The 23,476-nt window shown below is 69.2% G+C and carries 19 protein-coding genes and 1 riboswitch; of the genes, 10 read left to right on the top strand and 9 right to left on the bottom strand.

Annotation, left to right across the window (positions count from 1 at the left end):
• Positions 1-95: 95 nt before the first annotated feature.
• Complete coding sequence (locus K9U40_RS06755; RefSeq protein WP_282889446.1) at positions 96-1,766, top strand: GMC family oxidoreductase; 1,671 nt, start codon at positions 96-98, stop codon at positions 1,764-1,766.
• Between the two features lie 7 nt (positions 1,767-1,773).
• Here K9U40_RS06755 and K9U40_RS06750 read toward each other — a convergent pair whose 3' ends face one another.
• Positions 1,774-3,315, bottom strand: coding sequence for an acyl-CoA synthetase (locus K9U40_RS06750; RefSeq protein ID WP_282889445.1), 1,542 nt, complete (start codon positions 3,313-3,315; stop codon positions 1,774-1,776).
• A gap of 119 nt (positions 3,316-3,434) precedes the next feature.
• A riboswitch (SAM-I-IV-variant riboswitch) is annotated at positions 3,435-3,541 on the top strand.
• A 49-nt stretch (positions 3,542-3,590) separates the two neighbouring features.
• Here K9U40_RS06750 and K9U40_RS06745 point away from each other — a divergent pair.
• From K9U40_RS06745 to K9U40_RS06710, 8 genes are all read left to right on the top strand, one after another.
• Entirely contained in the window at positions 3,591-4,637 is a 1,047-nt protein-coding gene (locus K9U40_RS06745) for a threonine aldolase family protein (protein WP_282889444.1), read from the top strand.
• Between the two features lie 524 nt (positions 4,638-5,161).
• The gene (locus K9U40_RS06740; protein WP_041575709.1) at positions 5,162-5,251 is read left to right on the top strand and encodes a K(+)-transporting ATPase subunit F; all 90 of its coding nucleotides are present in this window, start codon (positions 5,162-5,164) and stop codon (positions 5,249-5,251) included.
• Between the two features lie 12 nt (positions 5,252-5,263).
• Positions 5,264-6,979 carry a potassium-transporting ATPase subunit KdpA gene (kdpA, locus tag K9U40_RS06735; RefSeq protein ID WP_282889443.1) on the top strand — a complete coding sequence of 572 codons (1,716 nt, stop codon included), beginning with the start codon at positions 5,264-5,266 and terminating at the stop codon, positions 6,977-6,979.
• A gap of 1 nt (position 6,980) precedes the next feature.
• On the top strand, positions 6,981-7,151 hold the full coding sequence (locus K9U40_RS06730; protein WP_282889442.1) for a hypothetical protein: 171 nt from the start codon (positions 6,981-6,983) through the stop codon (positions 7,149-7,151).
• 24 nt (positions 7,152-7,175) lie between these two features.
• Positions 7,176-9,269 (top strand): potassium-transporting ATPase subunit KdpB, encoded by a 2,094-nt coding sequence (kdpB, locus tag K9U40_RS06725; protein ID WP_282889441.1) that lies wholly within the window; start codon positions 7,176-7,178, stop codon positions 9,267-9,269.
• Between the two features lie 12 nt (positions 9,270-9,281).
• Positions 9,282-9,887, top strand: coding sequence for a K(+)-transporting ATPase subunit C (locus tag K9U40_RS06720; protein WP_282889440.1), 606 nt, complete (start codon positions 9,282-9,284; stop codon positions 9,885-9,887).
• 155 nt (positions 9,888-10,042) lie between these two features.
• Positions 10,043-12,745 carry a sensor histidine kinase gene (locus K9U40_RS06715; protein ID WP_282889439.1) on the top strand — a complete coding sequence of 901 codons (2,703 nt, stop codon included), beginning with the start codon at positions 10,043-10,045 and terminating at the stop codon, positions 12,743-12,745.
• 24 nt (positions 12,746-12,769) lie between these two features.
• A complete protein-coding gene (locus K9U40_RS06710) occupies positions 12,770-13,456 on the top strand; it encodes a response regulator transcription factor (protein ID WP_282889438.1) in 687 nt (228 codons plus the stop codon).
• A 128-nt stretch (positions 13,457-13,584) separates the two neighbouring features.
• Here K9U40_RS06710 and K9U40_RS06705 read toward each other — a convergent pair whose 3' ends face one another.
• The 7 genes from K9U40_RS06705 to K9U40_RS06675 form a co-directional block, all read right to left on the bottom strand.
• A complete protein-coding gene (locus K9U40_RS06705) occupies positions 13,585-14,352 on the bottom strand; it encodes an SDR family NAD(P)-dependent oxidoreductase (RefSeq protein WP_282889437.1) in 768 nt (255 codons plus the stop codon).
• 135 nt (positions 14,353-14,487) lie between these two features.
• Positions 14,488-15,882: an MFS transporter gene (locus K9U40_RS06700; protein WP_282889436.1), complete on the bottom strand. Its 1,395-nt coding sequence runs from the start codon at positions 15,880-15,882 to the stop codon at positions 14,488-14,490.
• A gap of 164 nt (positions 15,883-16,046) precedes the next feature.
• The gene (gene benC, locus K9U40_RS06695; RefSeq protein WP_282889435.1) at positions 16,047-17,069 is read right to left on the bottom strand and encodes a benzoate 1,2-dioxygenase electron transfer component BenC; all 1,023 of its coding nucleotides are present in this window, start codon (positions 17,067-17,069) and stop codon (positions 16,047-16,049) included.
• 13 nt (positions 17,070-17,082) lie between these two features.
• On the bottom strand, positions 17,083-17,574 hold the full coding sequence (gene benB, locus K9U40_RS06690) for a benzoate 1,2-dioxygenase small subunit (RefSeq protein WP_282889434.1): 492 nt from the start codon (positions 17,572-17,574) through the stop codon (positions 17,083-17,085).
• A 60-nt stretch (positions 17,575-17,634) separates the two neighbouring features.
• Positions 17,635-19,023: a benzoate 1,2-dioxygenase large subunit gene (benA, locus tag K9U40_RS06685; protein WP_282889433.1), complete on the bottom strand. Its 1,389-nt coding sequence runs from the start codon at positions 19,021-19,023 to the stop codon at positions 17,635-17,637.
• 91 nt (positions 19,024-19,114) lie between these two features.
• Positions 19,115-20,041 (bottom strand): catechol 1,2-dioxygenase, encoded by a 927-nt coding sequence (gene catA / locus K9U40_RS06680; protein WP_282889432.1) that lies wholly within the window; start codon positions 20,039-20,041, stop codon positions 19,115-19,117.
• A 217-nt stretch (positions 20,042-20,258) separates the two neighbouring features.
• Entirely contained in the window at positions 20,259-21,449 is a 1,191-nt protein-coding gene (locus tag K9U40_RS06675) for a muconate/chloromuconate family cycloisomerase (RefSeq protein WP_282889431.1), read from the bottom strand.
• Between the two features lie 66 nt (positions 21,450-21,515).
• On the opposite strand from K9U40_RS06675, the gene K9U40_RS06670 reads away from it, so the two are divergent.
• Positions 21,516-22,448, top strand: a complete 933-nt coding sequence (locus K9U40_RS06670) for a LysR family transcriptional regulator (RefSeq protein WP_282889430.1) — start codon at positions 21,516-21,518, stop codon at positions 22,446-22,448.
• A gap of 17 nt (positions 22,449-22,465) precedes the next feature.
• Here the strand turns inward: K9U40_RS06670 and K9U40_RS06665 are convergent, their stop codons facing one another.
• Entirely contained in the window at positions 22,466-23,326 is an 861-nt protein-coding gene (locus K9U40_RS06665; RefSeq protein ID WP_282889429.1) for an NADPH-dependent oxidoreductase, read from the bottom strand.
• Between the last annotated feature and the right edge of the window lie 150 nt (positions 23,327-23,476).

Below are 23,476 nucleotides of genomic sequence, written 5' to 3'. Positions count from 1 at the left end.
CTGCAATTTTGCAGAATGGATCCGATTTTATCGGCCTTGAGTGCAAATCTGCAAGCTGGGATCAAGGCAAAACCCAGCGCGAGGAGGAACGCCAGATGCAGCGCCAGACCGAAAAGGCCGCCGAACGGCTGGAGGGGGATTACGACTATATCGTCGTGGGCGCCGGCACCGCCGGCTGCATCGTCGCCAACCGGCTGTCGGCGGATGCGAAGAGGCGCGTGCTGATCCTGGAAGCCGGCGGGCACGACAACTGGATCTGGTTCCACATTCCGGTGGGCTACCTGTTCGCCATCGGCAATCCGCGCGCGGACTGGATGTTCCGGACCGACCCCGAGCCGGGGCTGAACGGGCGCTCGCTCGCCTATCCGCGCGGCAAGGTCATCGGCGGCTGCTCCGCCATCAACGCCATGATCTCCATGCGCGGCCAGGCGGCGGACTACAACCACTGGCGCCAGCTGGGCCTTGCCGGCTGGGGCTGGGACGATGTGCTGCCCGCCTTCAAGTCGCTGGAAGATCATTTCCTCGGCGCCAGCGACATCCACGGCAGCGGCGGCGGCTGGCGCATCGAGGCGCCGCGCATCGCCTGGGACGTGCTCGACAAGGTGGCGCAGGCGGCGGGGGAGATGGGCATTCGCTCGGTGCCCGATTTCAACACCGGCGACAATGAGGGCGTCGGCTATTTCCACGTGAACCAGAAGCGCGGCCGGCGCTGGTCCTCGGCCCGCGGCTTCCTGAAACCCGCTTTGTCCCGCCCCAACCTGCGGCTGGAAACCGGGGTGCTGGTGGACCGGCTCGTCATCGAGAACGGCCGGGCGGTGGGCGTGCGCTACATGCAGAACGGCCGCTTGGTGGAGGCCCGCACCCGCGGCGAGGTCATCCTTTCCGCCGGCTCCATCGGCTCCACGCAGGTGCTGCACCGCTCCGGCATCGGCCCCGGCGAATGGCTCTCCGCGCTCGGCATCGAGACCGTGCGCGACCGGCCGGGGGTGGGCCGAAACCTTCAGGATCACCTGCAGCAGCGGGCCATCTACAAGGTCTCCGGCATCCGCACCCTGAACGAAACCTATTATTCCCTGCCCCGCCGCGCGCTGATGGGCGTGGACTATGCCCTGCGCCGGCGCGGGCCGCTCACCATGGCGCCGTCCCAGCTCGGCATCTTCACCCGCTCCGACCCGCGCCAGGAGCGGGCCAACATCCAGTTCCACGTGCAGCCGCTCTCCCTCGACAAGTTCGGCGAGCCGCTGCACCGCTTCCCGGCCATCACGGTGGCGGCCTGCAACCTCAGGCCAACCTCACGCGGCGTGGTGCGCCTCACCTCCCCGGCGCTGGACGCCGCGCCGCAGATCGCTCCCAACTATCTCTCCACCGACGAGGACCGGCAGGTGGCGGCGGACGCCATCCGCGTCACCCGCCGCCTCATGCGCCAGCAGGCCCTCGCCCCCTACCGGCCGGAGGAATACCTGCCCGGCCCCTCGGTGGGCGAGGACGACGCCGCGCTGGCCAGGGCGGCGGGCGACATCGGCACCACCATCTTCCACCCCGTGGGCACGGCCAAGATGGGCCGCCCGGACGATCCCATGGCGGTGGTGGACGAGCGGTTGCGCTTCTACGGCATCGAGGGGCTGCGCGTCATCGACGCCTCGGTGATGCCCACCATCACCTCCGGCAACACCAACACCCCCACCGCCATGATCGCGGAGAAGGGCGCCCGCCTCGCCATCGAGGATGCCGCTCTGGGCGCGTCGACCGCCACCGCGGCGGCGTAAGCCTCCCTCACGTCCTGAGCGCACGGCGCAGCACCTTGCCAGAGGGCGTGTGCGGCAGCTCCGGCACGAAGACATAGGCGCGCGGGCGCTTGTATTCGGCAAGATCGCAGGCCGCGTGCCGGCCGAGCGCGTCGGGATCGCCGGTCGCTCCCTCGTTGAGCACGACAAAGGCGGTGATGACCGAGACGTCGCCCGACTTCGCCTCCACCACCGCCACCTCGGCGACGGACGGATGGTCGGCGAGCGCCCGCTCCACCTCCTCCGGCGCCACGCGGTAGCCGAAGGCGTTCATCTGGTCGTCGGCGCGGCCCTCGTACCAAAGGTAGCCATCGTCATCGAAGCGGGCGAGGTCGCCGGTGAGGAACCAGTCCCCGCGCATCGCCGCCGCGGTCTCCTCAGGCAGCCCCCAATAGCCGAGCATCAGGCCGGGATCGGAGCGATGGACCGCGAGGATGCCTGTCTCCCCCGCCGGCAGGGGCTGGTCGGCCGCATCCGCCGCCGCATCCGGTGGCAGCGCGCACACGCGCCGGCCCGCCTGCGGCTTGCCGGGGCTGCCGGGGCGCGTGGGCACGAGCGGGCCGGAGGAGATGTAGGTGGAAATCTCGCTCATCCCGAGCGCCTCGTAGAGCGGGCGTCCTGTGGCCTTGATCCAGGCGCGATGGAGCGTCGGCTTCAGCGCTTCGCCTGCCGTCAGACCGTGGCGCAGCGACGGGAAGCGGCGGGGCGTGACGGCGCCGTATTTCAGGATGCGCCGGTAGAGACCGGGCACGGCGGCGAACAGGGTGGCGCCGGTGGCCTCCAGAAGCTCCGGCCACGCCTCGGGCGGCCGCTCGCCGAGATGGACGATGCTGGTGGCGCCCGCCGACCACGGGTCCATGAGCCCGGCGCCCAGCGTGTAGGTCCAGTTGAAGGCGCCGGCGTGAAACAGCAGGTCTGTCGCCGCAAGCCCGAGCCAGCCCTCCCGCATGGGCCTTCGGCCCAGCACCACGCGCTGGGCATGGGCGACGCCCTTCGGCCGCCCGCTGGTGCCCGAGGTGTAGACGAGGAAGGCGAGATCTTCCGCCTTTGTATCGGAAACTTCGGCAGGATCGGCACGTTCAAGTTCGGCGATCTCGGCCGGCCCGAGCACCCGCGCCGCGCCGGGATGGGTGGGCATGGCGCCGGAGCCGTCACCCACCACCAGAAGCGCGCCGGAATCGGCGAGGATCAGGTCCACCTCGTGCTCCGTGAGCATGGTGGAGGTGGGGATGGGCGCGAGCCCCGCCGCGATGGCGCCGAAGAACAGCAGGGGGAACTGGGAGGTGTTGCCGACCCGCAGCAGCACCCGCGCCCCGCGCGGCAGGCCATAGCCATTAAAGCCGCCGGCCATGCGCGCCACGGCCGCGCGCATTTCGCCATAGGTGAAGGTCTCGACGATGCGCCCCTTCGGCCCGTCGGCCACCAGCAAGGCGGGCTTGTCCGCTTCGGCGCCCTGGTCGAGGCAGTAGCGGGCAAGGTTGAAGGGACACGGGGCGCCGCGGTGAAGGGCAGCACCGGAGGCATCGGACATGGCTTCGCTCAGGCTCGATTTCATGGCGCCGATGATGGACCAGCTTGAGCCTGAATGGCCAGACAGCGCCGGCCCGAGCAAGGGTGCTTGAATTTTACCACCGCCCGCGATACCCCATGTCCCAGCATCAAGAGTTCGGGCGGCGCCCGGCACCAACCTGCTCCCGGGCAAGGTGGTGGCTCCCGGAAGGGGGGATGTGGCCTTGCCGGCAACACGGGATGAAGCCACGCGTCGCTCCGCTCCTGCCCGTTGGTTCAGGAAAAGGACATTGCCGCGTGACCAATCCCCAGCACTTCGCCAGCGACAATTATGCCGGCATCTGCCCGGAAGCCTGGGCCGCCCTGGACGAGGCCAATCGCGGCCATGTGCCGGCCTATGGCGACGACCCGTGGACCGAGCGCGCCTCAAAGGCCCTGCGCACCCTGTTCGGGACGGCCTGCGAGGTGTTCTTCGTCTTCAACGGCACGGCGGCCAACGCGCTGGCGCTGGCAAGCCTGTGCCAGTCCTATCACAGCGTCATCTGCTCGGCCTCGGCCCATGTGGAGACCGACGAATGCGGCGCGCCCGAATTCTTCTCCAACGGCTCGAAGCTGCTCACCGCGCCGGCACCCGACGGCAAGCTGACGCCCGACGCCATCCGCGCCCTCGCCACATCCCGCTCGGACCTTCATTTTCCCAAGCCCGGCGCCGTCACCATCACCCAATCCACCGAGACCGGGCTGGTCTATGCGATCGAGGAAATCAGGGCCATCTCCGCCGCCTGCCGCGAACTGGGGCTGAGGCTGCACATGGACGGCGCGCGCTTCGCCAATGCCTGCGCGGCGCTGGATGCGAGCCCGGCCGAGATCACCTGGCAGGCGGGCGTGGATGTGCTGTGCTTCGGCGGCACCAAGAACGGCATGGCGGTGGGCGAGGCCATCGTGTTCTTCGATCCTGCTTTGGCGCGGGATTTCGACTATCGCTGCAAGCAGGCCGGCCAGCTCGCCTCCAAGATGCGTTTCATCTCCGCGCCCTGGGCGGGGCTGATCGAAAGCGGGGCGTGGCTGAGGAATGCGCGCCACGGCAATGCCTGCGCCCGGGCCTTCGCCGCCGACATCGCCGGCGTGCCGGGGGTTGAGGTGCTGTTCGAGGTGGAGGCCAACGCGGTCTTCGTGCGCGCTCCCGCCGAGGTGCTGGCGGACCTGAGGTCGCGGGGCTGGCGCTTCTACACCTTCATTGGCGGCGCCGCCCGCTTCATGTTCGGCTGGGACGCCGACCCCGCGCACATCGCTCGCCTCGTCGCCGACCTGAAGGCGGCGAGCGCGGCAGCCGGGGGCGCATAGAGCATCTCCATGGCGGCGGCGAGCCGTTCGCGCGTCACGCTGGCGGTCGAGAAGCTCCACCGCGCGGCATCGAGGGCACGGCGACGGCCCGCGCCTCCGCCTGCGTGAGCGGAACGCCGTCGTCCGCGGTCGGGGGACGGGGCCCGAGGGGCGGCCCGTGACGGGCGCGACGGCGCTTGGGGAAGGCAGGATGCGCCGACGCGTGCAGAGGCTGCGGCCGGCGCGGAGAAGGCGGACCGCGCCCCGCGATCTTTATGAGATTCCTATGCCGCCCCTGCGGCATCCCTCTCGAATCTTGATCCCGATCACGCCAGCTTCAGGCCCGTGAGGCGAGCGCTGCGCCGACTGGCGCCGCGCCCTCCCCGAAACATGGAACGGACCGGAAAACCAAAGTCATGCTGGACCTTCTGATGCTTGCCCTCGGCCTCGGCTTCTTCGCCGTCGCCATCGGCTACGGCCACCTCTGCGAGCGGCTCTGATCGCGCCGAAATCCGGGGCAATCGCGCGCCCCAGGGAGACATTCCATGGTCTTTGACTATGCGCTCGGCGGCCTTGTGACCGCGGGCCTGCTCTTCTACCTCACCTTCGCGCTCCTCAATCCCGAGCGGTTCTGAGGACATCTTCCCATGACACCCAACGGCCTGATCCAGATCGCCCTGTTCTGCCTCGTCGTGCTCGTGCTGGCGCGGCCGCTCGGCGGCTACATGACCCGCGTGTTCGCGGGCGAACGCACTTTGCTCTCCCCCGTCCTCGCGCCCGTGGAGCGGCTCGTCTACCGCCTCGGCGGCGTGGACGCGACACGGGAACAGCACTGGCTCACCTATACGATCGCCATGCTACTGTTTCACGCCGGCGGCTTCCTCCTGCTCTACGCCCTCATGCGGATGCAGGATCTCCTGCCCTTCAATCCGCAGGGCATGGCGGCGGTGGCGCCGGACCTCGCCTTCAACACGTCCATCAGCTTCATCACCAACACCAACTGGCAGAATTACGGTGGTGAAAGCACGATGAGCTACCTCGTGCAGATGCTGGGCCTCACCCACCAGAACTTCCTCTCCGCCGCCACCGGCATCGTGCTGGCCATGGCGCTGATCCGCGGCTTCTCCCGCGCCTCGGCGCAGACGGTGGGCAATTTCTGGGTGGATATCACCCGCTGCACCCTCTACGTGCTGCTGCCCATCTGCGTGGTCCTGACCCTGTTCCTGGTGTGGCAGGGCATGCCCCAGACCCTCGGCCCCTATGTGGATGCCACCACCCTGGAAGGCGGCAAGCAGACCCTTGCGCTGGGCCCCGTGGCCTCGCAGGTGGCCATCAAGATGCTCGGCACCAATGGCGGCGGCTTCTTCAATGCCAATGCCACCCATCCGTTCGAGAACCCCACCGCGCTCTCCAACTTCGCGCAGATGGTCGCCATCTTCGCGCTGGGCGCGGCGCTCACCAACGTGTTCGGCCGCATGGTGGGCAACGAGAAGCAGGGCTGGGCGATCCTCGCCGCCATGGGCGTCCTGTTCGTCGCCGGCGTCGGCGTGACCTACTGGGCCGAGGCTGCCGGCACGCCGGCGCTCAACGCGCTGGGCCTCTCCGGCGGCAACATGGAGGGCAAGGAGGTGCGCTTCGGCATCGTCGCCTCCGCTTTGTTCGCCGTCATCACCACCGCGGCGTCCTGCGGGGCGGTGAACGCCATGCACGACAGCTTCACCGCGCTCGGCGGCATGATCCCGCTCATCAACATGGAGCTCGGCGAGATCATCGTCGGCGGCGTGGGCGCGGGCATGTACGGCATGCTGCTGTTCGTAGTGATCACCATGTTCGTGGCCGGCCTCATGGTGGGCCGCACGCCGGAATATGTGGGCAAGAAGATCGAGGCCAAGGAAGTCAAGATGGCCATGCTCGCCATCCTCATCCTGCCCCTGATGATGCTGGGCTGGACGGCGGTGGCCACGGTGCTGCCCTCGGCGGTGGCCTCCATCGCCAATCCGGGGCCACACGGCTTCTCGGAGATCCTCTACGCCTTCACCTCGGCCACCGCGAACAACGGCTCGGCCTTCGGCGGGCTCACCGGCAACACCTTCTTCTACAACCTGACGCTCGCCTCCTCCATGTTCGTCGGCCGCTTCCTCATGATCGTGCCGGCCATGGCGCTGGCGGGGGCGCTGGCGGCGAAGAAGACCGTGCCGGCCTCGGCGGGCACCTTCCCCACCACCGGCGGCCTGTTCGTGGGCCTTCTGGTGGGCGTCATCCTGATCGTGGGCGGGCTCACCTTCTTCCCGGCTTTGTCGCTGGGCCCCATCGTCGAGCATCTCGCGGCGGCGGCCGGGCAGAGCTTCGGCGCGGGAGGCTGACATGGAAAACCGCCCCTCCCCCGCCCGGCCGCGCGCCGGGCGGGAGCCCAAGGAGCGCCGCCTGCCGTTCTCGGCCTCCGAGCTCATCCTGATCGCGTCCGTCGCCGCCCTCGTGCTTGCGGCCGCCATCCAGGCCGTCATCGCGCTGGCGCTGAACATCGCAACCCACTGACACCTTTTTCCCGGGAGTGCCTCCATGGCCAGATCCCATTCGCAGAGCCTTCTCGACCCCGCCATCCTCGTGCCCGCCATCGGCGCCTCCTTCCGCAAGCTCGACCCGCGCGCGATGGTGAGGAACCCGGTGATGTTCGTGGTGGAGGTGGTGGCGCTGCTCACCACCGTGCTGTTCATGCGCGACCTCGCGGCGGGCGACGCCGGCCTCGGCTTCACCTTCCAGATCATCCTGTGGCTGTGGTTCACCGTGCTGTTCGCCAACTTCGCCGAGGCGGTGGCGGAAGGGCGCGGCAAGGCGCAGGCGGAATCGCTCCGCCGCACCCGCACCGAGACCCAGGCCAAGCTCCTCACCGGCGACGGAGAGGCGTGGCGCAGCGTGCCCGGCACCTCGCTGAAGGTGGGCGACGTGGTGCTGGTGGAGGCCGGCGACGTCATCCCCTCCGACGGCGAGGTGGTGGAAGGCGTCGCCTCGGTGAACGAGGCCGCCATCACCGGCGAGAGCGCCCCGGTGATCCGCGAATCCGGCGGGGACCGCTCCGCCGTCACCGGCGGCACCACCGTGGTCTCCGATCACCTCAAGGTGCGCATCACGGCGGCGGCGGGCGCGACCTTCCTCGACCGCATGATCGCCCTGGTGGAAGGCGCCGAGCGGCAGAAGACGCCCAACGAGATCGCCCTCAACATCCTGCTGGCGGGCATGACGCTCATCTTCATCTTCGCCACCGCGACGATCCCCAGCTTTGCGTTCTATGCGGGCGGGACCATCTCCGTGGTGGTGCTGGTGGCGCTGTTCGTCACCCTCATCCCCACCACCATCGGCGCGCTGCTCTCGGCCATCGGCATCGCCGGCATGGACCGCCTGGTGCGCTTCAATGTGCTCGCCATGTCGGGCCGGGCGGTGGAGGCGGCGGGCGACGTGGACACCCTGCTCCTCGACAAGACCGGGACCATCACGCTCGGCAACCGGCAGGCCGCGGCCTTCCGCCCGGTGCGCGGGGTGGGCGAGCAGGAGCTGGCGGATGCCGCCCAGCTCGCCTCGCTGGCCGACGAGACCCCGGAAGGCCGCTCCATCGTGGTGCTGGCCAAGGAGAAATACGGCATCAGGGGCCGCGACATGGGCATGCTGCACGCCCATTTCGTCCCCTTCACCGCCCACACCCGCATGAGCGGCGTGGACGTGGACGGCTCGTCCATCCGCAAGGGCGCGGTGGACGCGATCCTCGCTCACGTGCAGGCCGGCGGCAGCACGGTGACGGCCTCGGGGGCGGTGCAGAACGTGCGGACGCTGGTGAGCCAGGAGTCCATCCGCGAGATCACCGTCCTGTCGGAGGAGATCGCCAAGGCGGGCGGCACGCCGCTGGCCGTGGCCCGCGACGGGCGCCTGCTCGGCGTCATCCACCTGAAGGACATCGTGAAGGGCGGCATCCGCGAGCGCTTCGCGGAGCTCCGGCGCATGGGCATCCGCACGGTGATGATCACCGGCGACAACCCGCTCACCGCCGCGGCCATCGCCGCCGAGGCGGGCGTGGACGACTTCCTCGCCGAGGCGACCCCGGAGGCCAAGCTGCAGCTGATCCGCGACGAGCAGGCCAAGGGCAAGCTGGTGGCCATGTGCGGCGACGGCACCAACGACGCCCCGGCGCTGGCCCAGGCCGACGTGGGGGTGGCCATGAACACCGGCACGGTGGCCGCCCGCGAGGCCGGCAACATGGTGGACCTCGACAGCGACCCCACCAAGCTCATCGAGATCGTGGAGATCGGCAAGGCGCTGCTGATGACGCGCGGCTCCCTCACCACCTTCTCCATCGCCAACGACGTGGCGAAATATTTCGCCATCATCCCCGCCATGTTCGTGGCCTTCTATCCGCAGCTCGGCGCGCTGAACGTGATGGAGCTCGCCTCGCCCCAGAGCGCCATCCTCTCCGCCATCATCTTCAACGCGCTCATCATCATCGCCCTCATCCCTCTGGCGCTGAAGGGCGTCGCCTTCCGGCCCATCGGGGCGGCGGCGCTGCTGAAGCGCAATCTCCTGATCTACGGCCTCGGCGGCATCCTGGTGCCGTTCGTCGGCATCAAGGCCATCGACCTTGCGGTCACGGCCCTTCACCTCGTCTGAGGACACACCATCATGCTGAAGGAACTTCGCCCCGCGTTCGTCGTGCTCATCGCCCTGACGGCGCTCACCGGCCTCGCCTACCCGCTCGCCATGACCGGGGCGGCGCAGGCTCTCTTCCCGCGGCAGGCCGCCGGCAGCCTCATCACCCGCGACGGGACCGTGATCGGATCGGCGCTCATCGGCCAGAACTTCGCCTCGGAGCGCTATTTCCACGGCCGGCCCTCCGCCACCACCGGCGCCGATCCTGCCGACGCCACCAAGACCGTGGCCCTGCCCTACAATGCGGCGAACTCCATGGGCTCGAACCTCGGCCCCACCAATCCGGCCCTGGCCGACCGGGTGAAGGCGGACCTCGACGCCCTCCGGACCGAAAATCCCCGCGACCCGGTGCCCGTGGACCTGGTCACCACCTCCGGCAGCGGTCTCGACCCCCACATCTCGCCCGAGGCGGCCCTGTTCCAGGTGCCGCGCGTCGCCAAGGCGCGCGGCCTCAACGAGGGCGTGGTGCGCCGGCTGGTGGTGGAGACCATGGAGGACCGCACCCTCGGCCTCCTCGGCGAACCGCGTGTGAACGTGCTGGCCCTGAACCTCGCGCTCGACAAGGCGCCCCCGCAGTGACAGACCGGTAGCCAAAGGCCCGTGAGTTTGGCTCACGGGCCTTTGGCCAAGCCCGCGCGGCGCTTGAGCGAACCCGCTCGGCACCGGCCGACAACCGGGGCCGATGGTATAGGCAACGGATCCGGGCGGATGCCGCCCGGATCCAGGAGGAGGCCATGCCCGACGACCGTGCCGCAGACCTGCGGCCTTCGCCCGATGCCCTGCTCGCGGCGGCCGAGCGGGAAACGCGCGGCCGCCTGAAGGTTTTCCTCGGGGCCGCGCCGGGCGTCGGCAAGACCTACGAGATGCTCGCCTCCGGCCATGCGCGCCGGAACGAGGGCACGGACGTGGTGGTGGGCATCGTCGAGACCCACGGCCGGCGCGAGACCGAGGCGCTGGTCGCCGACCTCGAGGTGATCCCGCGCCGGCGCGTCGCCTACAAGGGGCGGATGATCGAGGAAATGGACCTCGACGCCATCCTGGCCCGCCGTCCGTCGCTCGTGCTGGTGGACGAGTTGGCCCACACCAACGCCCCCGAGAGCCGCCACGCCAAGCGCTACATGGACGTGGAGGAATTGCTGGCGGCGGGCATCGACGTCTACACCACGCTCAACATCCAGCATGTGGAGAGCCTCAACGACGTGGTGGCGCAGATCACCCGCGTGCGGGTGCGCGAGACGGTGCCCGACGCCATCATCGACCGCGCCGACGACATCGAGGTCATCGACATCACGCCCGGCGACCTCCTCCAGCGCCTGAAGGAGGGCAAGGTCTACGTGCCCGAGACGGCGCGGCGGGCGGTGGACAACTATTTCTCCCCCGGCAACCTCACCGCCCTGCGCGAACTGGCCCTGCGCCGCACCGCCGAGCGGGTGGACGAGCAATTGCTCTCCCACATGCGCGCCCATGCCATATCGGGCCCGTGGGCGGCGGGGGAGCGGGTGCTGGTCTGCCTCAGCGAGGACCCGCGCAGCGCCGCGCTGGTGCGCTACGCCAAGCGCCTCGCCGACCGGCTGCGGGCGCCCTGGGTGGCGCTCTACGTGGAGAGCGCGCGTGCGCTGAGGCTCGACACCGCCGAGCGCGACCGCGTCGCCGACTTCCTGAGGCTGGCGGAGCGCATGGGCGGAGAGGCCGTGACCATCCCCGGCGGCACCCGCATCGCCGACGACGTGCTCGCCTATGCCCGCTCCGCCAACGTGACCCATATCGTCATCGGCAAGTCGGACCGCTCGCGCTGGTTCGAGATCCTCCACGGCTCGGTGGTGCACGACCTGGTGCGCCGCTCCGGCAACATCTCGGTCCATGTCATCGCCGGAGAGAAGGAGACGCCGCCGGCGAGCCGCGCCACCACCACACCATCAGGCAGCCGACTGGATGCGCGGCCCTATCTCGCCAGCCTCCTGATCGTCACGCTCGCGACGCTGGTGGGCTTCGGCCTCCAGAAGATCCTCGCGCTCCAGAACATCGCCCTGGTCTTCCTCACCGCCGTGCTGGTGAGCGCGGTACGCCACGGGCTGGCGCCGGCGCTGGTCGCCTCCGTCACCGGCATGCTGGCGTTCAATTTCTTCTTCATCCCGCCGCTCTATACCTTCACCATCACCGATCCGGAGAACGTGGTCGCGCTGTTCTTCTTCCTGGTGGTCGCCATCATCGCCTCGAACCTCACGGCGCGGGTGCGCGCCCAGGCGCTGGCCGCGCGGGCGCGGGCGAAGACGGCGGAGGATCTCTACCTCTTCTCCCGGAAGCTCGCGGGCGCGGGCACCCTCGACGACCTGCTGTGGGCCACCGCCTTCCAGATCGCCTCCATGCTGAACGTGCGGGTGGTGATCGTGCTGCCGGACGGCGACACGCTGGCGGTCAAGGCCGCCTACCCGCCGGAAGATGCCATCGACGCCGCCGATCTTGCCGCCGCCCGCTGGGCCTTCGAGCACAACCGCTGGGCCGGACGCGGCGCCGACACCCTGCCGGGGGCGAAACGCCTGTTCATGCCCATGCAGACCGGGCGCGGCGCCGTGGGCGTCATCGGCATCGACCGCGACAAGGAGGGACCGCTGCTCACGCCCGAGCAGCGGCGCCTCGTGGATGCGCTGGCGGACCAGGCCGCCCTCGCCGTCGAGCGGGTGAACCTCGTGGCGGACGTGGAGAAAGCCCGGCTGGATGCCGCCACCGACCGGCTGCGCACGGCGCTGCTCACCTCCATCTCCCACGACCTGAAGACGCCGCTCGCCTCCATCATGGGCGCGGCGGGCACGCTGCGCAGCTTCTCCCTCGCGCTCACCGAGGAGGCGCGCTCCGAGCTGCTCTCCACCATCGAGGAAGAGTCGGAGCGGCTCAATCGCTTCATCGCCAACCTCCTGGACATGACGCGGCTCGAGTCCGGGGCCATCATGCCCAATGCCGGCCTGTGCGACATCAGCGAGGTGGTGGGCAGCGCGCTCACCCGGGCGCAATCCATCCTCCGGCATCACCGGATGGAGATCGACCTCGCCCCGGACCTGCCCATGCTGTGCATTGATCCCGTGCTGTTCGAGCAGGCCCTGTTCAACCTCCTCGACAACGCGGCCAAATATGCGCCGGAGGGTTCGCTGGTGCGCATCGAGAGCTGGTCCGACGGCGCCTTCGTCACGCTCCGCGTGATGGATGAGGGGCCGGGCATCGCCGAGGAGGACCGCGAGCGCGTGTTCGACAAATTCTATCGCGTCCGCAAGGGCGACCAGGTGCGGGCCGGCACCGGCCTCGGGCTCGGCATCAGCCGCGGCTTCCTCGAGGCCATGGGGGGCACCCTCACCGCCGAACCGCGCCCCGGCTGCACCGGCGCCGCCTTCACCATCCGCATGCCGGTGCCGCTTCAGGCCAGCGAGCCGAAGGCGCTACCATGAAGCGCGCACGATGAGAGACCCGAAATGAACGGCGTGAAACTCCTCGTGGTGGATGACGAACCGGCCATCCGCAAGCTGCTCAATGCCGGGCTGTCCACCCAGGGCTACGACGTGACCAGCGCGGCCACCGCCGCCGAAGCCATCGCCCGCGCCGCCGAGGCCCGGCCAGACCTCGTCATCCTCGACCTCGGCCTGCCCGACATGCCCGGCCGCGACCTGCTGGCGCGCTGGCGCGCCGAGGGCCTGGATGTCCCCGTGGTGATCCTGTCGAGCCGCACCGACGAGGCCGGCATCGTCGAGGCGCTGGAGGGCGGGGCCGACGACTACGTGACCAAGCCCTTCGGCATGAACGAGCTGATCGCGCGCCTGCGCGTCGCGCTGCGCCACCGTCTTCAGCAGCAGGGGGAAAAGCCCCTGTTCAAGGTGGGCGACCTCTGCGTGGACCTGGTGCGCCGCATCGTCCGGCTCAAGGACCGGGAGGTGAAGCTCTCACCCAAGGAATACGAGATCCTGCGGCTTCTGGTGCAGCATGCAGGACGGGTGCTCACCCACGCCTTCATCCTGCAACGGGTCTGGGGGCAGGCCTATGACGTGCAGTATCTGCGGGTCTATGTGCGCCAGCTGCGGCAGAAGCTGGAGGACAACCCGGAGCAGCCGCGCTACATCCGCACCGAGACCGGCGTCGGCTACCGTCTCGCCGAGCCCGATTGACCCGCTCCGCGCCTTTGCCGAACCGCGCTGCCGCATCGCATACTGAACGTGCTTCGGGTCTGTTCCAACGCCCTCGCCGCCGCCCGGCGGGCGAAGGCGGAGCGGGATGGCCGCGCGGACTGACCGGCCTACTGGCAGAGGAAGCCGCCGTCCACCGGCAGGATGTGGCCGGTGATCATGGACGCCATGGGGCTCGCGAGGAACAGCACCGCGTCGGCCACCTCCTCCGGCTCGGCGATGCGGCCCATGGGCATCAGCGCCTCGATTTCGGCGAGCTTCGCCGGATCGTTCATCAAGGGCTCGATGAAGGGCGTGCGCACCCAGGTGGGCGCCACCGCATTCACCCGGATTCCCGCCGGGGCCAGTTCCACCGCCAGCGCGCGGGTGAGGTTCACGATGGCGCCCTTGCTGGCCTGATAGGCCGGGTTGGGATAGGGCCCGCCGCCCGACAGCCCCATGATGGAGGCGATGTTGACGATGGCGCCCGCACCCTGCGCCCGCATGGCCGGCACCACCGCACGGGTGCTGAGAAAGGCACCGGTGACATTCACCGCGAACACGCGCTCCCAGTCCGCCAGGGCCAGCTCGGCGATACCCTTGCGGATGGAGAGGCCGGCATTGTTGACGAGGATGTCCACGCGGCCATGGGCGGCGAGGACCGATGCCACCGCGTCCGCCACCGCCGCCTCGTCGGTCACGTCGCAGGGCAGGCCGGAGGCGCCCGCGTCCTGTGTCCTCAGCATCTGTGCCGCCGCCTCAGCCGCGGCGCCGTCGCGGTCGGCCAGCACCACATGGGCGCCCTGCCGCGCCAGGGCCTGGGCCGCCGCAAGGCCGATGCCACTGGCCGCCCCCGTCACCAGGGCCACTTTCCCGGACAGATCGAGATCCGCCGCCATTCCCGCGTTCCTCCCCGCGATTCGCGCGGCGGATCATCCCACATGCGCACGGATCGCGCGCCCTCCCGGAACGGCACCGGGCGGCCCCGCCCGTGAGAGCGTAGCCGCCCGGCCGACCGTGAGAGGATCGAGAGGTCAGCCCTCCTGGGCCACGGGCGCCGCTTCCAGCGCGCCCCCGGACTGGAGCCGGCCCTTCAGGAAGATGGCGAGGCCCGCCACCAGCGCGGGCGCCGCGGCGATGGCGAAGATGGTCTCGAAACCCCAGTGGAAGGACAGCAGCAGGCCGCCCACCATGGAGCCCACCACCGAGCCGGACCGGCCGATGCCGTTGGCCCAGCTGACGCCGGTGGCCCGGCTCGCGGTGGGATAATAGGCCGCCGCCAGCGCGTTGATGCCGATCTGCGAGCCGGCGATGCAGAAGCCGGCGCCGAACACCGCCACCGGCAACAGACCCGGCACCCCGGTGGAATTGCCGATGGCCGTGACGCACAGGCCCCCGCCCACATAGGCGCTGGCGAGCAGCGTATGGGGGTTCACCTTGTCCATGAACAGGCCCAGCACCACGCCGCCGAGGGTGCCGCCGAGCTGGAGCATCATGGTGATCAGCGCCGCCTGCTGGATCGAGGCGCCGCCGGAGTTGATGAAGGTGGGCAGCCAGTTGGTGAGCAGATAATAGACCAGCAGGCTCATGAAGAAGGCGAGCCACAACAAGAGCGTGCCGCCCACGAGGTTGCGCGAGAACAATTGCTGCACCGGCAGTCCCTTGGCCTTCTTGGGCCCCACGAACACCGCGCCGGCGAGGTTCGCCTCGGGGGCGATGCGGGCGAGGTTGCGCGCGGCGGCGGGCGAGCGGGGATCCTTCAGCACCAGGAAGCGGATGGATTCCGGCAACAGCACCCACAGCAGCACCGCCACCACGAGAGGCACCACGCCGCCCACCACCAGCACCGAGCGCCAGCCGTGTTCCGCCACCAGCTGCGCCGCGAGCAGGCCGCCCATGGCCGAGCCCAGAGTAAAGCCGCAGAACATGATGGTGACGAGGAAGGAACGCTTGCGCTCGGGGCAGTATTCCGAGGTGAGCGTGATGGCGCTGGGCATGGCGGCGCCGAGCCCGAGGCCGGTGACGAACCGCCACCAGGTCAATTCGGTGATGGAGTGGGAGAAGGCCGCCCCCAGCGAGGCGAGGCCGAAGAAGAACACCGAGAAGATCAGCAGCGGCTTGCGCCCGAACCGGTCGGCGAAGGGGCCGATGACGAGGGCCCCCACCATGAGGCCGAACAGGCCGGCGCCGAACATGGGGCCGAGCATGGCCGGGGTGAGCTGCCATTCGGCGCGGATGGCCGGCGCGATGAAGGCCGCCGCCGCCGTGTCGAAGCCGTCCACGGCGACGATGATGAAGCACAGCACGATGATGAGCAGCTGGAACCGCGAGACCGGACTCTGGTCGATGAGCTGCTGGATGTTGACGGACCTTGGACCCGCCGGAGTTGGGCCAGCTTGGCTTGGGGAGGGGTGGCTCGGGGCAGACATGTCTGTTTCCTCTCTGGTTTCAAGGGGCTGCCGGCTTCGCCGTGTTGCTTTTGGACCGCGGTGCGGCCGGTACGAATGGCACGCATGCGCCCGCCCCGGTGCCGCAGGCGCGGCGCCGGGTCTGGACCATGCATTCGGAGTCGGACGCCGCCGGGCCGCGCCTCTCAGGCGGCCTTGGCCTCGGCGCCGGGGGAGAATTTCTCGTAGTGGAACGCGGCCGGGGTCACCCCCGCAGCCTGGAAATGGTGCCGCACCGCATCCACCATGGCCGGCGGGCCGCACAGATAGGCATCCACATTGCCGCCGTTGAGGTGCTCGGGCGCAAGGTGATGGGTCACATAGCCCTTGCGCGGATGGGCGCTTGCCGCATCGGCGACGACGGTGGCGAAGGTGAAGCCCTCAAGGCGCGCGGCGAACGCCTCCAGCCGGTCCACCAGCACCAGGTCGGCGTCTGAGGTGACGCCATAGACGAGGTGCGCGGGCACGCTCAGGCCGTCGCGCGCCAAGAGGTCCAGCATGGCGAGGAAGGGCGCGAGCCCGGTGCCGCCGGCCAGGAACAGCAGCGGCCGCGTCACCGGCCGCAGATAGAAGGACCCCATGGGCGCGGTGAAGCTCAGCGCGTCGCCCACCTTTGCCCGCTCGGCGAGAAAGGACGACATGCGCCCGCCGGGAATGTTGCGCACCAGGAACTCCACCTCGCCATCCCGCGGCAGGCTGGAGAAGGAATAGGCGCGCACCTCCCGCGTGCCGGGCAGGGCGAGATTGGCATATTGCCCCGGCAGGAAGGACAATTCACCCCCCGCCTCGATCTTCAGCGCGAAGGAAAGCGTGGTGGGCGAAAGCCGCTCCAGCCGGGACAGGCGCGCGGAGAAGGGGGAGGCGCCCGCCTTGCACAGGGCGGAGGTGGCGGCGATCTTCACCACGCAATCGCTCTTCGGCCGCATCTGGCAGGTGAGCACGTAGCCCTCCGCTGCCTCGTCCTCGGTGAGGGCGTCCTCGATGTAGTCGCCCTTGTCGTAGGCACCGCTTTCGCAATGGCTTTTGCAGGTGCCGCAGGCACCGTCGCGGCAGTCGAACGGCACGTTGATGCCGGAGCGATAGGCGGCGTCCGCCACCGTTTCCCCGGTGCCGCAGGTGATGAAGCGGGTGACCCCGTCCTCGAAGCTCAGCGCGATCTTGTGGCTCACCGCCGCCTCCCGCTCAGATGTGGTAGATATCGACCACCTGGTGGATGTAATCGTTCTTCAGGACCACCTTTTTGTTGGTGATCCTGAAGTCGTTCCCCGTGGTGTCGAGCGTGTAGAAGGACGAGCCGAAATAGGTGTCGGTGGTCTTGTAGCGGAAGCTCAGGGTGAACCAGTTGAAGCGCACGCTCACGCTGGCGCCGGTCTCCTCCAGGATCTCGATGTTCGTGAGATTGTGCGAGGTGCGCGGCTCCGGCAGGCTGGTGGCGGACGAGCGCTCGGTGCGGATGCGGAACACCCGGTCCTCGAGCCCCTGCTTCTGCCCGTAATAGATGAGCGAGATTTCGGTCTGGGGGTTTTCCACCAGCTCGTCATTGTCGTCCCAGGAGGGCATCCAGAAGACGGCCTCGGGGGCGTAGAGGGAGAGCCAGCCCTCCCAGTCCTTGTCGTCGAGCAGGCGGGCTTCGCGATACAGGAAGGCCGCCACGGCCTCGTGGGTCACGTTCATTTGTTCCTCCCGGACGGCGGCTCCTGGAAGCGCGCCGTCTCTGGTTAAGTCATTGGCCTGTCAGGGTGCCTCGGCGGCATCCGCGGCGGCGACGGCGCGGGCCAGCGTGTCCTTCCAGTAGCGGTGCTGGACCACGAACAGGCCCTCGTCCTCGGTCTTGGCACCGGAGAGCAGGGGCTTCAGGCCGATGGCGGCGGCGCCTTCGTCCGCCCCCTCGATCCAGTGGGCGGCGCCGCGCGACAGGTCGTTCCACGGCGCGGAGGTGGCCATGAAGCCCATCTGGCAGGAGCGGAATTCCTCCAGGTCGTCGGGCGTCGCCATGCCGGAGGCGTTGAAGAAGTCTTCATACTGGCGGATGCGGCGGGCCCGCGCCTCGGCGCTCTCGCCCCTGGGGGCGATGCAGTAGATGGTGACCTCGGTCTTATCCACGCTGATGGGGCGGAATACCCGGATCTGCGAGGAGAACTGGTCCATCAGATAGACGTTGGGGTAGAGGCACAGATTGCGCGAGCGGCTGATCATCCAGTCGGCCATGGCGTCGCCGAACGTCTCCGCGAGTTCCGCGCGGCGCTCGTAGAGCGGCCGGTCCTCGGGGTTGGCCCAGCGGGTCCACAGCAGCAGGTGGCCATGCTCGAAGGAGTAGAAGCCACCGCCCTGCTTGGCCCAGCTGCCCGCATCCATGGCGCGCACATCGTCCTTGCCCGCCGCGGCGGCGGCGGCCGCCTTGCGCTGGTTCACGGTGGCCGCATAGTTCCAGTGCACGGAGGTGACGTGATAGCCGTCGGCGCCGTTCTCGGCCTGCACCTTCCAGTTGCCGTCATAGACATAGGTGGAGTTGCCGCGCAGCACCTCCAGGCCCTCCGGCGACTGGTCCACGATCATGTCGATGATCTTGGCCGCCTCGCCCAGATGCTCCGTCAGGGGCAACACGTCCTCCTTCAGCGAGCCGAACAGGAAGCCGCGATAATTCTCGAACCGCGCCACCTTGGTGAGGTCGTGGGAGCCCTCGGTGTTGAAGCCCTCGGGATAGCCCGCGCCGTCCGGCTCCTTGGTCTTCAGGAGCTTGCCGGTGTTGGAGAAGGTCCAGCCGTGGAACGGGCAGGTATAGGTCGCCTTGTTGCCGCGCTTGTGCCGGCACAGCATGGCCCCGCGATGGGAGCAGGCGTTGACCAAAGCGTGCAATTCGCCCTTGCGGTCGCGGGTGATGACGATGGGCTGGCGGCCGATGAAGGTGGTGAAATAGTCGTTCGGATTGGGGATCTGGCTCTCGTGGGCGAGGTAAATCCAGTTGCCCTCGAAGATGTGCGTCATCTCCAGCTCGAACAGGTCGGGGTCGGTGAAGATGTCGCGGCGGCAGCGATAGAGGCCCTTGGCCGGATCTTCCACCACCGCGCCTTCGAGGCGGGCGGCGAGCGCGGCACTGTCGGGGACCGGGGCATGGGCGTTCATGGCGTTCTCTCCCTCCCGGACCGGCCCGCCGTCTTCCACGCGGCGGGCCTTGCGGGATTCGTTGCGATGGATGGTCTGAACGATCCGCGCCTCAGGCGGCGGCGCGGGGGCGGCTCACTTCGGTGCCGACGACGCCCTGGGCCTCGGGGGCGATGGAGAAGTCGAAGTCGATGGTGGCGAACGGCTTGTTCAGCCCGCGCGCATGGATCTCGGCGGCATCCGACACCCGCCGCACCGCCGGGATCAGCCCCTCGCGGGTGCCGAAGGCGAAGTCGGTGTGCAGATACTGGTCACCCTCGATGTTGATCTGGGTGGTGAGCTTGCGATAGCCGGGCGCGGTGACGAAGAAATGCACGTGCGCCGGGCGCTCCGCATGGCGGCCGAGGCCTTCCATCAGCTGGCGGCTCGCCGAGCCGGGCGGGCAGCCATAGCCCGCGGGCATGATGGTGCGGAAGCTGTAGGTGCCGTCCGCCAGGGTCTCGATGCGGCGGCGCAGGTTGAAGGCCGGCTGGGTGGGATCGAAGTGGGAATAGTTGCCCATGGTGTTCGCGTGCCACACGTCCACGATGGCGCCTTCCACCGGCTTGCCGTCGATGCCGGTGACGCGGCCCTGCACGAACAGCACCTCGCCATCGTCCGAGCCGTCGTCGAGGCGCGCGGTGCCTTTGGAGAGCGGGGCGCCGGCCACATAGAGCGGCCCCTCGATGGTGCGCTGGGTGCCGCTGGCAAGGCCGGCGAGGCGCTCGGCCTCGTCGAGGCGCAGGTCGAGATAGTGCTCCACCGCGATGCCGGGCACGATAAGGCCCAGCTCGTTGGACTGGCCGGCGGCGGAGACATAGGCGACCCCCGCCCAGAACTCGTCCATGGAGATGTCGAGATCGTCGATGGCGACCATGAGGTCGCGGGTGAGGCGGCGCACGATTTCCTTCAGCCGGGCGTTTCCGCCGGCCACGTCGAGCCCGGCCGCACGGTCGGCGAGCTGGTCGATGAGGGCCGGGCTCATGATGGTCTTGCTCATGGGTTTCCTCCTGATTTTCTTCGGGATTGGGTCAGATCTGGCGATCCCGCGCGTGCGGGCCGGCGGGTGGGCAGGCAGGGGGTCTAGAGCACGCGCCGATCTGCTTGCATCGCAAGCTGATCGGACAACGCGTTCTCTTTCTTGAATTGAGAGGGCGATTCACCGAGCAAATTGATTCAATTTGCTCGGATCGCGCTCTAAGGAAGCGGCCCATGGCTCAGCTCCCGGTCTTCGTTGCGGCGAGCACAAGGGTCCGGCGCGCCCCGTCGCGGCGGAAGCGGGCGATGCGCTCCTCGTCCAGCGTGATGCCGAGGCCCGGCCCCCTGGGCACCGCCAGCGAGAAGTCGCTGTAGTCGAGGGGCTCGGTCAGGATCTCCTCGGTGATGAGGAGCGGGCCGAACAGTTCGGTGCCGAAGCCGAGGCGGGGGAAGGCGGAAAACAGGTGGGCGGCGGCGATGGTGGACACTGCGCCCTCCAGCATGGTGCCGCCATAAAGCTCGATGCCCGCCGCATCGGCGATGGCGCCCACGCCCGCGGCGGCGATGAGGCCGCCCGACTGCTCGATCTTCACCGCGAACACATCGGCGGCGCGCATGCGGGCCAGCTCGAACGCGCTGGCGGGACCTTGCAGGATCTCGTCCGCCATCACCGGCACGAGGCCCCGCGCCGTGAGCCGGGCGAGGGCGGCGGCGGAAGCCACCGGCTGCTCCACCAGATCGCAGCCGGCGTCGGCGAGGGCCTTGAGGCCATAGGCCGCCTCGCTCTCGCTCCAGGCCATGTTCACGTCCACGCGCACGCTGGCGCGCTCGCCCAGCGCCGCCTTGATGGCGGCCACGTGGTCCACGTCCGCGCGCACCTCGTGGCGGCCGATCTTCAGCTTGAAGATGCGGTGGCGGCGGCGCGCCAGCATCTCCTCGGCCTCGGCGATGTCGCGGGCGGTGTCGCCGGAGGCCAGCGTCCAGGCCACCGGCAGGCGCTCGCGCACCCGCCCGCCCAAGAGCTCGGAAAGGGGCAGGCCGCTCCTCTTGCCCTGGGCGTCGAACAGGGCGGTCTCCACCGCCGACTTGGCGAAGTTGTTGCCCTTCACCACCTGGCCGATGGCGGCCATGGTGGCCTGGATCCGCGTGGGATCGGCGGCGAGCAGGACCGGCGCCATATAGGCGTCGATCGTCAATTTCATACCTTCAGGGCTTTCCGGGCCGTAGGCCAGGCCGGCGATGGTGGTGCCCTCGCCCACCCCCACGATGCCGTCGGACATGTGGAGGCGGACCAGCATCAGGGTCTGCCCCTCCATGGTCGCCACCGACAGTTTATGGGGCCGGATCGTTGGCAGATCGACGAGAAATGTCTCGACTCGCTCGATCGTCGGGGCTTGTCTGGACAGGGGGGCATGGATCGTCATGCCCATTTTCTACGGCGCGCGACGGCGCAGATCCAAAACCGAGTTGGTCAACTATTATACTTCGAGGGTATCATGGACGTCCGCCAGCTCCGCTATTTCGTGGCCGTGGCGCAGGAGCGCAATTTCACCCGCGCGGCGGAGCGGCTCAACATCGCCCAGCCGCCCTTGAGCCGGCAGATCCAGGGGCTGGAGGACGAGCTGGGGGTGCAGCTGATCGACCGCTCGGAGCGGCCGCTGAAGCTCACCGAGGCGGGGCGCTTCTTCTACGAGCAGGCGTTGCAGATGATCGGCCGCATGGACCAGATCCGCAACACCACGCGCCAGCTCGGCCGTTCCGGCCGCAGCCTGTTCGTGGTGGGGTGCGTGGCCTCCACCCTCTATGGCGGCATGCCGGACCTTACCCGGCGCATGCGGCGGCTGTGGCCGGACATGGAGATCGAGCTGAAGGAGATGAGTTCCACCCAGCAGGTGGCCGCCCTGAAGGAGGGGCGCATCGACCTGGGCTTCGGACGTGTCCGCGTCACCGATCCGGCCATCGAGCGGATCACCCTGCGCGAGGAACGCCTGGTGCTGGCGCTGCCCCTCGATCATCCCAAGCTTGCACAGAAGGGCCCGCTGCCGCTCTCGACGCTCGAGGACGAGATGCTCGTCCTCTACCCCTCCGAGCCGCGCCCGAGCTTCGCCGACGAGGTGCTGGTGCTGCTGGGCGACCGCAACGTGCGCCCGCGCGCCATCCGCGAGGTGCGGGAGCTGCAGATGGCGCTGGGCCTGGTGGCGGCGGACGACGGCGTCACCATCGTGCCCGCCGCCGCCCAAAGGCTGCGCAGCTACGACGTGGCCTATCGCCATTTCGACGACCCGAAGCTGGTCTCTCCCATCATCATGAGCTATCGCGCCAATGACGCGTCGGGGCGCATCGAGGCCATCAAGCAGCTGATCCGCGAGATGTATGCCGACCGCCCCGACTGGCTCCAGCTGTCGGAGAACCGGCTTTTGCCGCCGTGAGTGGGGCCGGCCCGCCTTCAGCGCAGGCCGAAGCCGAGCGCCTTGAGGACCTCGGGAATCCGATCGCGCCCGCTCAGGGACTCAGCCCCGCGCACGCGGGCGAGGGCGGCGCTGGTCCAGCCCACCTCGGGCAGATTCTGGCCCCGCTGGAACGCCTTCATCGCCTCCTCGTAATGGTCCAGCGCCGCCTGGGGCAGGCTGGCGTCGTAGCGCTCGCGGTGCAGCACAAGGCGCTGGGCCATGCGCGGCTTCACATCCGCCGTGCGCTCCGGGTCGGGATAGCCGATGGCGAGGCCGAACACACCGACCACGTTGGGCGGCAGGCCCAGAAGCTCGGCCACCACCTCCGGCCGGTTGCGCAGGGCGCCGAGATAGACTCCGCCCAGCCCGAGGGATTCCAGCGCCACCAGCGCGTTCTGCGCCGCCAGCGCGGCATCAATGATGCCCACGAACAGGGTTTCGAGGAAGGACAGGGCATCGGTGGGTGCCCCGGCGCGGCGGCCGATCTCCTCGAGGCGGGAGAGGTCGGCGAGCCAGACCAGCACCAGGGGGGCTTCCACCACATGCTTCTGCCCGCCCGCCACCTCGGCAAGGCGCGCCTTGGTGGCGGGGTTCTCCACCGCCACCACGCTGAAGGTCTGGAGGTTGGAGGAGGACGGCGCCGACTGGGCCGCCGCCGCCAGCGTCTCGATCAGCCCCTCCGGCAGGGCGCGGTCGGAGAAGGCGCGCACCGAGCGGTGGGCGAGCAGCGCGGCGATGGTGTCATTGAGGAGGATGTGCGCGGGCGCCTCGGCGGCGCCGTAGCGGGCTTCCAGCACAGCGCGGGCATCGGCGGACGGGGCCGGCGCGGGGCGGACCTCTGACAAGGTGGCAGACATGAAAGCTCCATGATGCGGAGGCGGGAACGGTTCAGCGTGCTGCAAGCTGAACCGTTCCCGCCCCGGACTTCAACCAACAGACCGTAAGCAGCAAGACCGTTTGACCGATAGCATCGGTCTTCCGACACTCAGGCCCCGGCCGCCACCGGC

The sequence above is a fragment of the Xanthobacter autotrophicus genome (genome assembly GCF_030015065.1).
GTDB lineage: Bacteria > Pseudomonadota > Alphaproteobacteria > Rhizobiales > Xanthobacteraceae > Xanthobacter > Xanthobacter autotrophicus_D.
This window is presented reverse-complemented; position numbering and strand designations above follow the sequence as displayed.